Source organism: Nocardia takedensis NBRC 100417 (assembly GCF_000308695.1).
GTDB lineage: Bacteria > Actinomycetota > Actinomycetes > Mycobacteriales > Mycobacteriaceae > Nocardia > Nocardia takedensis.
In genome coordinates, this window is sequence record NZ_BAGG01000227.1 from 1 (window position 1) to 10,326 (window position 10,326).

The following is a 10,326-nucleotide window of genomic DNA, read 5'->3' on the forward strand; positions in this document are numbered from 1 at the left end:
GAAGCCGCGTTCGGCGCGGTAGCGGTCGTCCAGTCCGGTGGTGCGCAGCAGCGCGTCCGCGGCCACGATGCCGTGCCGCAGGTAGTAGACGACGTTCATGTGGCCGTTGGCGTCGATCTCGCGCTCGGTCACCTCTGCGGTGAGCGTGGCCGGGATCTCGCGGAGCTGCGCCACGGTGGGGAGGTCGGTAGCCATGCTCACGATCCTGCGATACCGGTGCGCGAAGCCGCACACCGGGGCCGCAGTGCGGGCGATCGGATCAGGATCGGCGGCGGTGGTCCTCTGTGTCCTCTCCGCGCCGTAGATCGACTTCATCCCGCCGGGTCGGGCTGCGGGGGTGAAGAACCGTCCCTGGTCGAGGAGTAGATGGTAGGCCGACCGATGCACCCGGTCCGGGTCGCCGTAGCCGTTGCGGTCGATGATCTCGACGTTCATCCCGAGATGGTCGATGACCACCTACTCGAGCGCGTCGGCCGGAACCGTCCGCGTTCGTAGCGGCCGCCACGGCGTCGGACTCCTCGCTCATGGCCCGATGTATTGAAGAACCACGATCAGCGCCAGGTACGGTAGCGGCGCGCCGTAGAGCGCCGCGGCCAGATCCGACATCACGGCCGTCGACCGCGTGGCTTGTCTACTCCGAATGCGTTGGCGCAAGGGCAATCAGACGTCTACTCCTGACCGAACTCCGGTGCGGCGAAGGCCCGACTGTAGGACGGACAGCTGCTGCGCGAAGCGCCGCGCCTGGCGTTCCAGTACCTTGGGATGTCAGCACGCCGGTCTGCCGATTCGTCACCGCCTCAGCAACGAACTCGCCGCACCACGGCCGTCGGCTTCGACGCCATAACTGCCTGTGCGGCAGTTCGATTCGTCGTTGCCCGGTTGCGAGCCGGACGAAAAGCGACCATGCTCTGCACGGCCTGCGCGCATCCTGCCCGCGCGACCAGGTGCGCGCGAGGGTCGATGATTGGAAGTGCGAATGAGTTCCGGTGTCCCACGGTATCGGTTGTTCCGGCGTCCGCCCGATTCCAGTGCGGGCTGGTCCCCCGCGGGAGATCTGGCGGTACGGATCGAGCGTGGCGGTGTCGACGCCGATCTGTCGGAGATCGGTTGGCGCACCGACGACGGCGACGAGGCATCGCTGACACTGCCCGACCTGGTAGGCGTACACCGGTGGTCCGACGGTCAGAGGTGGGAGTTGCGCGGTGAACCGGTCGCCGAAGGACCCGGCCCGGACCCCGCGGTCTATCTGCTGTTCGAGGGCGACGCCGCACAATGGCTGCCGCAGCACCCCGATAATCCGCTGAATCTGTATTGGCAGCAGGCAGCGGGCCGCTTACCCGTGGGGCTGTCGTGGCGCACCCACGACGGACACAGTGGGCACATCGTCTTCGAGCCCACCCTCCAGGACGGTCATCTCGCGACGGTGGTCGACATCCAGGCCGACGCCGAACATCCGGACGGGATCGAGATCGCGAGCACTCTGCTCGACGGCTCGGCCGCCACGAAATGGTTCGCTCCAGCGCCCCGCGCCGAGCTGGTGCTGACCGTGAACGCCGAGCGCACGATCGTCGGCTACGAACTCGACAGCGCCGACGACGCGCCGGACCGCGATCCCCGGGACTGGGAAATGCTCGGCTTCTGCGGCCACGAGTGGGTGGTACTCGACAGACGCCAGGGCGAAGGGTTCGCCGGCCGTCTGAGCTCGCGAGCATTCGCGATCGAGCACCCGCGCACCTGCCGACAGCTCCGGCTGCGGATCCTCGCCAATGCCGGATCACCGCACCTGCAATTGGGTGGCCTCCGTCTGCGCACCGCCGAGGGCCCCGAACCGCCGCCGTCGCTGCTCGGCTGGTACCACCGCCCTGACACCACGCCCGTCGCCCTGCGCGGATTCCTCGTACAGGAGCGGGTCACCACAGCGCCTCCGGCACCGGCGACGGACCACACGGCGTCCACCGCGGTTCCAACATCCACCGCACTTCCGGCGACCGCGGACCAGTGGCGACGGTGGGTCGACAGTTACAGCGACCAGTGGCTGCGGACCGCGGACGAGGACGATCTCGAAGACGTGGCACTCACACCGACCGGTCTCACCCGGCCCCCGGCCGACACCGCCACCCTCGAACAACTCGAAACCCGCCTCGCCACGGAACTGCCTCCGACGTTGCGTTGCTTCTATCAGGCCACCGATGGCCTGATAGAGGCCGGAGCGTTCGGGGAACGCGTCCTGTCTTCGGCCGAACTGCTCTGGCTGCGGGAGGCCGAACCCGAACTCGTCGAGATATTCGGCGACCACGACGAATTGGCCGCCCTGCTGGTGCGCGCGTTGCGGATCGGCGGCAGCGAGGACGGCGACCACTGGTTTCTCGATCCCGGCGACGTGGTCGACGGGGAATGGGCCGCCTACACCTGGCATCCCTCCGACGGCGACCCGCCCCAACGCTACGACAGCTTCGCTGCCCTGCTGGCCGAACAACGCCGAATGCTCACGGAATTCCGCGCCCAGGAGGGGCGTCCCGCCGACACCGACGCCGACGTCGAGGCCCTGCTCACCGAGGCGCGCCACCACGCCGCGGTCGGCGACGTGGTCGCGGCGGACGAGACGCTGTCCCGAGCACACAACGCAGGCTCCGCGGAGGCCGGCTACCTGCTCGCGCAACTGCGGCTGTTCACCGTGTCCGGGACCTCCTCGCACGAGTCCCTGCTGCGCAACGACGTGCTCGCCAACAAACACGTCATGTCGGCCATCGACGACGCCCACCTGCGCGGTGATCTCATCCCCATGTACCTGGCCGTGGCACTACCCGGTGCGATCCGTCCCACCGTCTCCTTCGCTCAGATGATCGCCGAATACGCCGACATGCCCGAGCAACCCGCCGGTCACACCGAGCGATACGACACCGCCTGGGAGCAATTCGCCGCGACTCTCATCACCGAGCCGCTGCCCGATCCCGCACCGTTCGATCGGGTCTTCGCTGTCGCGAGAGACCTCGTGGAACTCGGTTTTCCCGACGACGCCTGGAATGTCCTGCGCCGCGCCCTGCCGGAATGGCGCCCGGGCTCACCGCTGCGGATCATGCCGACCGTGCTCGTCACCGACCCCGTCCTGCGCACGATCATGACCCCCGAACGGCGACTCCTCGCCGCCGTATCCCGCAAGCTTTCCCCAGCGGCCGGGAATCTCGAGTCCCACAGCTAGGCAACGGCGATGAACCCACCCCTCGGAGCGATCGAGTCACCGCCTACTACATTCCCCTGGTAACTCATTCGTGGGCCTGAGACCAGGCCCACGGTCACCGGGCCCGGTATGACTACACCCCTGCCGAACCCGTGATCCGGGGGTGGTGTCGCCGGGTACCGGTGGCGTCGACGAACCGCTGATGGGGACAGGCCGCATCGCCGACCTCTACCCGGCACGGTCCAAGACCGACGCCCACATCATCACCGCCCTCCGCGACACACGATGATGGTGCAGTACTGCCGGTCCCAGCCACACCGGGCGGTCCTCGGACACGGGCAGCACAGCAGCGTGGACTTTCCGCTCCTATTCGGACCCACGACACCGACGAAAGTCCCGCAAACCATGCCCGAGGTCGCCGACTCCGCGATCCGCACCCCACCGACTTCCACGCTGCGCCGGAATCGCCACGACGATGTCGCCACCTGATCGTCCGCTCGACAGGACACGACGCGGGCGAAACCCGGACATTCGTAGCTGCGGTGCCGCGCGCGGTTCGGATTTCAGTAGCTGCAGAGTTTCACCCAGTCGTTGTCGCGATCCCTGTTGTCGCGGGCGAACAGTCCCGCGCCCTCGACATAGGGAACAGCGATGTCGAAGGACCCGCTGCGATAGACCATCCACTTCGCTCGCCGCCCCGGCGTTACCCGAGGCGAAACCGGTCGCGACGACCGCGGCCAGCGCCGCCACCGCCGTAGCGGACAGAATGCGTTTCACAGATCCCCACCCATGCTCACGACGGATCCGATATCCGCCTTCATGCCGCGCAAGTAGTGGCCCCGACCTATCGAAACCTTGGCGTTCGGTTGTGGTCCGCGAATCGAGTGGTCACTCGCCGCCGCATCGCAATGGTTCGCCGGCGATCACCCGGCGTTTGACCGCACGGAAGTCGGCGATGCCGTCCAGGTCGAGGAAGGGCGCCCCGTCGGCGTCGGTGTCCTCGAGCACCCGCAGCAGTTCCCGATCGAAATGATCGAGCAGCGCCGGGTCGGTGAGGTCGACACACTCGGGTTCCGCATCGATCATCAACCTGGGAACGCCGATGACGACGTCGGCGGCGAGTTCGCCTTCGATGGTGAAGTAGTGCTCCTCCCCGTAGAACAGGGTCACGAGCACGTCGCCGCCGATATGGGCCGCGCAGTCGTTGTAATCGCCGATCAGTCGGTCGGTGCTCAGGTCGCCGTGCACTTCGAGCCATCCGGAAGTGACGACGTCGCGTGCGCGCATGTCGCCGGTCACCAGCAGGAAGGTCTCCGGATCGTCGGTATCGGTGTACGCGCCGTCGACCCGCAGATCACCGAGGACCACGAGCACGAACGCACCCGGCGATGGGCGCGGTCGGCTTCGGGAACTATCGCTCGAAAGGCACGATCTCGGGGATCGGGACCCCGTCGGGAAGGACGAGTCGACCGTCGGTGTCGATGTAGCCGGACTCGTTGCGCGGCATCGGCAGATCGGGATGGGGGCAGGGCTTGTCGGTCCCATCGCCGCAGATGCCGCCGATGAAGTAGGACCGTTTCTGGATGTCGGTGGGCCACGGGTCCGCGTGCTGGCCGACCAGTTGCGCGGGAATGTTGTAGAAGACGAAGAAGATCGCGCTCACCGCCGCGAAGATCGCCAGGAACCTGATGAGCTGTTGGCGGACGACTCCACCGCGCACCTGCTCCAAACCGCGCTCGACCACGGTGCGCCCGCGGTCGTCGGTGAAGTAGCGCAGACTCGCCAGGCCCGTCTGGACCGCGCCCCACATCGCGCCTTCGTAGATCGGCCACTGGTAGTAGTGTCCGGCGTTGATCGACACCGCCTGGATGGCCCCCGGGTAGGTGTAGAGCCCGAGCGGGAGCAGCAGGCAGGCTTCCATGACGAAGTCCAGGACGATCGCGAACGCGAAGGTGACGCCGATCAATCGCGGGTTGCTGATCCCGGGCCACCGGGACTTGACCCTGCGCATGAAGAAACATACGCCGATCGTGATGAACAGCACACCCCACGCGTAGCCGGGGACGTTCATCAACAGCGGTTCGGCGACCTGCGCGCCCGGCTCCTCCGGCGAGACCCAGCCCGGCACATACGGAGTCCAGGAACCCATGTTGAACAGCCAGGTGTTGTAGGTGCACCAGGTGTTCAGATAGTTCAGGAACGGATCCTGGAAGCACATCAGACCCATGGACACCAGAAGGATGCCGTCGAGGGTGACCCGGCGTTCCCGTCGCCAGGGTCTGATGATCCACCAGTAGATCCCGAGGGGGAAGCCGATCATGATCGCGCCGGTCCAGATGCTCAGGATCGTCTTCATCAGCATCGGCGGATCACTGGGACCGGTCGGCACCCGCTCGAAATAGGGCCCGGTGACCCATCTGGTCCAGACATACACCTGCACCGCCAGGATCAACGCCCCGAGGGCGGCCCAGATGAGCACGGCTTTGCTCGTCTGCGGTTTCGCGTTGCCGAGCGTGGCGACGTTCCCGGCGGATTCGACGACCTCGGAAGGCTTCTTGTTCGACAGTTCACTCATGCGACTGTCCCTTCTGGATTGCGTGCAACAGCGCTCCCGGGTCGGATCGCGACGGCAACGGCGATGCGTTCGACCCGGCCGTGTAGATACGAAAGTTCGCCTTTTCCAGCGACATCCGCTACGGGGCGGCCTCGGAGCCCTCCTCAAGATACCAATGAGTATCCAGAGTTACTAGCGGTTTCTCGGATTCGTTTCAGGTAGCGCGCTGACGTACGCCGCACGATCGGCGGTCACCCCGCCGACGGTCCGGGGTGTCGCCGACACGACGGGTAATGTCTGCTCTCGTCGAGCGGCGCACGAACCACCGCCGCGATCTTCGAGGGTGGGACCAGACGTGACGATCGGCGATCGATGGTGAGGCTGCGAGAGCTGCTGCGCGAACTGCACGAGTCGGTGCCGATCCCGCGGCCCTGGCACCTGGAGACCTACGTCGCGGCCGTCGCGGCGCACCGCGGTCGCCCGATCACCCTCACCGCGCTGTCCACGGCGGCGCTCACCGGCGGATGCGGAGCGGGCACCGGGTTGTGGATCCGCCGCCGCGACGACGACATCATCGTCTACGACCAGGACGCTGTAGCACTGCACGCCCAGCACATCGTGCTGCACGAGATCGGACACATGCTGTTGGGACACGACCGCCGCCCGCGCCCCGCCGACCCGCACACCGGCGCGACCCTCGCGGCACTGCTCCCGTCGATATCAGCGCAGAGCATCGAGGACGTGCTTTCCCGCAACGCCTACGACGACGAGATCGAAAGGCACGCTGAAGCCTTCGCCGACGCGACAGCCCTGGCCGCAGGCAGCCCCGCGCCCTCGAGGGCCTCGATGCGCCACAGTCTGCTCGGCGGCCGTCGACCATGAATCCGCTGTTGCCCGCCGAGTGGAGCCTGCCTGTGATCACCGTGTCGTCGCCGTCGCCGCGGCCCGGTGGCGACTGGTTCACCACACCCCCACCGACCGCCTCATCAACCGGTCGCTGGCCTGGCTCGCCCTCGGCATGTTCCTGCACGTGCAGACCGCCGTCGCGGTCAATGCGGGACTGCTGCAACAGCTCTCGCTCGGTGCCGTCCTCGCGGTCCTATCCGGGATCTTCGGGGTGACCGGCCTGTGGAACGGAGCGGACCCGAGCAACGCACAGCGACGCCAGCGTCGTTACGACCTCGGCTTCGCGACCGTCTTCGCACTGCTCTTGGTGGTCGGCACGCCCGCGCGGGCCGAGGGCGTCCCGATCGATCGCACCCCCGGCTCGACGGTGTTCGTGTTCTGGACGCTGTTCGGTGCGGCACTGGTCGTGTGCGCGGTGCGGATACTCTCGACCTGCGTCCGGGAAGCGCGCAGGGTGAACCTCTGCACCCATGAGAAACTCGTCTACGCCTCCGTTTTCTTCGCGGCCGGCGCGATCGCGGTCGACGCGGTCTACGTGCCCGTAGTCGCGGCACTGTCGAACTTCACCGGGCTGTTCACCTACAAGCCGCGCAACTGCACGGGAGTGGTCTTCTTCGCCGCCGCCTGCACCGCCGCCCTGGTCACCGCGATCCCGATGATCAAGCACCTGCTCGGCCACCTCGAATGGGATCGCTCCGGCCGCGACGCACGCCGACTGCTCCCGCTGTGGCGAGACCTCACAGCCATCGCGCCCCACCTCGTCCTGCACACCGCCGTGGAACTCGCCGAACAACCCCCGACGCCGCGCATCCACCGGATGAGCATCGAAATCCACGACACATTGCTGCATCTCCGCGCATACATGCCTGTCCAGGCCCCGACCGACACGGTCGATTTCGAGGCGTCGATGAACCGATACGCACACGCTCTCGCCTACGCCGTCGCCGCCAATTCCTCGGCATCCTGCCACGGGCCGCCGTTGACGCGGCCACGATAGTGTTCGGCCACCAGCGAGACCCACGTCGCCGGGTCCTTCTTGTGTGAGATCTCCATCTCGAAGACCCGAACCAGGTCTTCGACGATCGCCTCGAGCGAGCCCGGCGCGTGTCGGGTGGTCCGTTCGCGCGGAACGGTGAGTTCGGTCAGGTGGTAGTCCGGCGCTCCGTCGCGCCAGTGCTCGGGCGCGGCCGCCGCGACCACGGCGTCGCGGCCCCGCAGCCACAGTGGAGTCTCCGCGGCAGACGCGGAATCTGTTGCATCAACGGTCATTTCGTTCCCATTCCCTATGCAGTGCCGAACCGGAGAACATTACCAGTGGAGGGTCGAGATGTCACCGGACCAGGCACGATACCGCCGCGCCGCCGAGAGGTCCGCCCCTCCGGCGTGAACGGTCTGGGCCAAGGCTGTTCATAGGCGGACACGGCGGGCGTCGGGCGGATTCGAGCTGTCATTTCGACTACATCCGCCGGGGTCGGCACATAATTCCGCAGGGTGCCGGAGAGAGTGCGGGGTGGCTCGATCGACGGGAGGACGGTCCGCGGATCGGTTGCGATCGGTGATATTCGGCGACAGCGCTTTTCGGTGGTCGCGTCTGTCTGCGGAGGGCGGGTTCGCGGCCACGGCGCGCCGGTGTGCGCCGGTTCGGCGACGAACCCCCGACGCCGGAGCGCGGCGCTCACAAACCGACCGGTCGGCGCGCGCACTCGGTGTCCGACCGGCAGGATCACCGGCATGTCGGAATGCTACGACGTCGTGATCGTCGGCGGACGCTGCGCGGGCTCCGCACTGGCGACGTTGCTGGCCGGACGCGGACTGCGGGTGCTCGTACTCGAGCAGGCCAAGGCGCTGCGGAACACCCTGTCCTCCCACGTTCTGCAGACCGATGCCGTCACCTTCCTCGATCGGATCGGGCTCACCGGAAAAATCGGATCGACCGGTGCGCCGTTCATGAACCGGGTGGACAGCAGGGTGGACGAGTTCCACGCGATCATCGACTACCCCCTCGAACCCGGCGATGTCGGTGGGGCGGTGGCGGTCCGCCGCGACGTCCTGGACCCGATACTGGCCGACGCCGCCGTCGCCGCGGGGGCTCGGTTCCGACTGGCCGCCGAAGTGACCGGCATCGTGCGCGACGCGAGCGGCCGGGTCGGCGGGGTCCGGGTGCGCCACGGGGGCACCGAACAGGCGGTGCACGCGAGCCTGGTCGTCGGCGCGGACGGGCGCGGGTCCGCCGTCGCCCGGTTGTGCGGTGCGCGCCGCTACAACGTCACCGAGAACGAACGCTGGTACTACTACACCTATTTCGAGAACGCGCGGTGGGAGGAGCCGACGTTCGTCTTCCACCGCTGGGGTGACCGGCACGTTTTCGGTGGCCCCGCCGACAGCGGCCGCTACCTCGTCGGAGTGTCCCCGCAGCGGCACGAGCGGGCGCACTTTCGCACCGACCTGCGCGCCTCCGTGCTGGCGCACGCCGCGGGGTGCGCGCCGATCGCGCATGCGCTGGCCGATGCGCGACAGGTCGACAAGGTCTACGGGATCACCGGTTTCGAGGGCTACTTCCGGGAGCCGACCGGCCCGGGCTGGGTGCTGATCGGCGATGCGGGCCACTTCAAGGACCCGTCGGTGGGCCGCGGGATCGCCGACGCCTTCGCGCAGGCGGAGCAGGTCGCCGAGATCGTCGGCGACCTGCTCCCGGACCACGGTGCCCAACGGCTGGATCGGGCACTCGCCGCCTGGGGTCGCGCCCGCGATCGCCGGTACGCCGACTTCTACTGGATGGCCGCCGATATCGGGTGCGCCGGCGCGATCCCCGCCGTCTACCCGGCCCTGCTGGAGGTGCTGGCCCGCAAGGGACGGCTCGAGGAGTACCTGCGGCTCTACAGTCACCGCCGCACCCCGACCCAGCTGATGCACCCCGGCGATGTCGGGGCCGCCATCCTCACGATGCTGCGCGCGCCAGGGTCTCGCGCGGCGGGCTTCACCGAGTTGACCTCCACTCTCGGCCGGGAGACGCGACGCCGGTATCGATCACTGCGTCCCCTCTTCGCCCCCGCGCCGGACACCACCCCTCGCTCCCGGATCGAGCCGGTCGGTCACTGAACGCTGTCCCGTAGATCCTGTGCAGCCAGGAAGGCCCGCCCGGTCATGCGAGCGTTCCGCAAAGTGGTGCACGACGACATCGACGATCAGATCACCGACGCCGTTTTCCACGTCTTGACCCAGACCCGCGAACACGGCCTGGTCGCCGACCTGCGCCATCTGAGCCGCGAACAGGCGCTGCCCTACATCACCGAATTCGCCCGATCCAGGGTCGGACTGGGAATCGACTACATCGCCGCGGTGATCGCCTACGCCCAACAACTCGGCCTGATCGGCGACTACGACCCGCGCCCGGTCGCCGAACTCGTCGCGCGCCTGACCCATTCGATCATGCTCACCCCGCAGGGCCCCACCGATTTCGTCGACGACCACGCCGCCAAGACCTTCATCCGGTCGGCGATCGTGCCACTGATCAAGAACGGCATCGCCCCGCCACCATCGGCATCCGGCCCCCACATCGAACACGACTCCTGAAGCGCCGCGCCGCACGACCCGCACAGCGGCACGAATGCGCAGACCGCTCAGGTAGGCGGTTCGCGCCCGTCACGCAGGTCGGCGTTCGCGGCGCGCAGTTGCGCGTTGTCGTCTT

10 protein-coding genes are annotated in these 10,326 nt (G+C 67.7%); 6 read left to right on the top strand and 4 right to left on the bottom strand.

Going from position 1 to position 10,326, the window contains the following annotated elements; all coding sequences use genetic code 11:
- On the bottom strand, window positions 1–435 hold a 435-nt coding region (locus tag ON30_RS36470; RefSeq protein WP_169334961.1), incomplete at its 3' end, for a thioesterase family protein.
- 541 nt (window positions 436–976) lie between these two features.
- On the opposite strand from ON30_RS36470, the gene ON30_RS28585 reads away from it, so the two are divergent.
- Entirely contained in the window at window positions 977–3,199 is a 2,223-nt protein-coding gene (locus ON30_RS28585) for an SMI1/KNR4 family protein (RefSeq protein WP_040712281.1), read from the top strand.
- Window positions 3,200–3,341: 142 nt separating this feature from the next.
- Window positions 3,342–3,467: a hypothetical protein gene (locus tag ON30_RS41845; protein WP_281004758.1), complete on the top strand. Its 126-nt coding sequence runs from the start codon at window positions 3,342–3,344 to the stop codon at window positions 3,465–3,467.
- Between the two features lie 599 nt (window positions 3,468–4,066).
- On the opposite strand, the gene ON30_RS28590 is transcribed toward ON30_RS41845, so the two are convergent.
- Together ON30_RS28590 and ON30_RS28595 are read right to left on the bottom strand one after the other, a co-directional pair.
- Window positions 4,067–4,552, bottom strand: a complete 486-nt coding sequence (locus ON30_RS28590; RefSeq protein WP_040712282.1) for a hypothetical protein — start codon at window positions 4,550–4,552, stop codon at window positions 4,067–4,069.
- Window positions 4,553–4,589: 37 nt separating this feature from the next.
- A complete protein-coding gene (locus tag ON30_RS28595; RefSeq protein ID WP_040712284.1) occupies window positions 4,590–5,753 on the bottom strand; it encodes a spirocyclase AveC family protein in 1,164 nt (387 codons plus the stop codon).
- 351 nt (window positions 5,754–6,104) lie between these two features.
- Between ON30_RS28595 and ON30_RS28600 the strand changes: the two genes are divergently transcribed.
- The gene (locus tag ON30_RS28600; RefSeq protein ID WP_051030094.1) at window positions 6,105–6,614 is read left to right on the top strand and encodes a hypothetical protein; all 510 of its coding nucleotides are present in this window, start codon (window positions 6,105–6,107) and stop codon (window positions 6,612–6,614) included.
- A gap of 19 nt (window positions 6,615–6,633) precedes the next feature.
- The gene (locus tag ON30_RS28605; RefSeq protein WP_040712285.1) at window positions 6,634–7,635 is read left to right on the top strand and encodes an MAB_1171c family putative transporter; all 1,002 of its coding nucleotides are present in this window, start codon (window positions 6,634–6,636) and stop codon (window positions 7,633–7,635) included.
- Here ON30_RS28605 and ON30_RS28610 read toward each other — a convergent pair.
- Window positions 7,572–7,907: a hypothetical protein gene (locus ON30_RS28610; RefSeq protein WP_245554261.1), complete on the bottom strand. Its 336-nt coding sequence runs from the start codon at window positions 7,905–7,907 to the stop codon at window positions 7,572–7,574. The two genes, ON30_RS28605 and ON30_RS28610, sit on opposite strands and share 64 nt — an antisense overlap.
- Before the next feature lie 462 nt (window positions 7,908–8,369).
- On the opposite strand from ON30_RS28610, the gene ON30_RS28615 reads away from it, so the two are divergent.
- On the top strand, window positions 8,370–9,737 hold the full coding sequence (locus ON30_RS28615; RefSeq protein ID WP_040712286.1) for an NAD(P)/FAD-dependent oxidoreductase: 1,368 nt from the start codon (window positions 8,370–8,372) through the stop codon (window positions 9,735–9,737).
- A gap of 45 nt (window positions 9,738–9,782) precedes the next feature.
- Entirely contained in the window at window positions 9,783–10,211 is a 429-nt protein-coding gene (locus tag ON30_RS28620; RefSeq protein ID WP_051030095.1) for a hypothetical protein, read from the top strand.
- Window positions 10,212–10,326 lie beyond the last annotated feature (115 nt).

Coding starts and splice junctions, on each gene's coding strand:
- ON30_RS28585 (WP_040712281.1), top strand. CDS start 977: ATGAGTTCCGGTGTCCCACGGTATCGGTTGTTCCGGCGTCCGCCCGAT.
- ON30_RS28595 (WP_040712284.1), bottom strand. CDS start 5,753: ATGAGTGAACTGTCGAACAAGAAGCCTTCCGAGGTCGTCGAATCCGCC.
- ON30_RS28600 (WP_051030094.1), top strand. CDS start 6,105: ATGGTGAGGCTGCGAGAGCTGCTGCGCGAACTGCACGAGTCGGTGCCG.
- ON30_RS28610 (WP_245554261.1), bottom strand. CDS start 7,907: ATGACCGTTGATGCAACAGATTCCGCGTCTGCCGCGGAGACTCCACTG.
- ON30_RS28615 (WP_040712286.1), top strand. CDS start 8,370: ATGTCGGAATGCTACGACGTCGTGATCGTCGGCGGACGCTGCGCGGGC.
- ON30_RS28620 (WP_051030095.1), top strand. CDS start 9,783: ATGCGAGCGTTCCGCAAAGTGGTGCACGACGACATCGACGATCAGATC.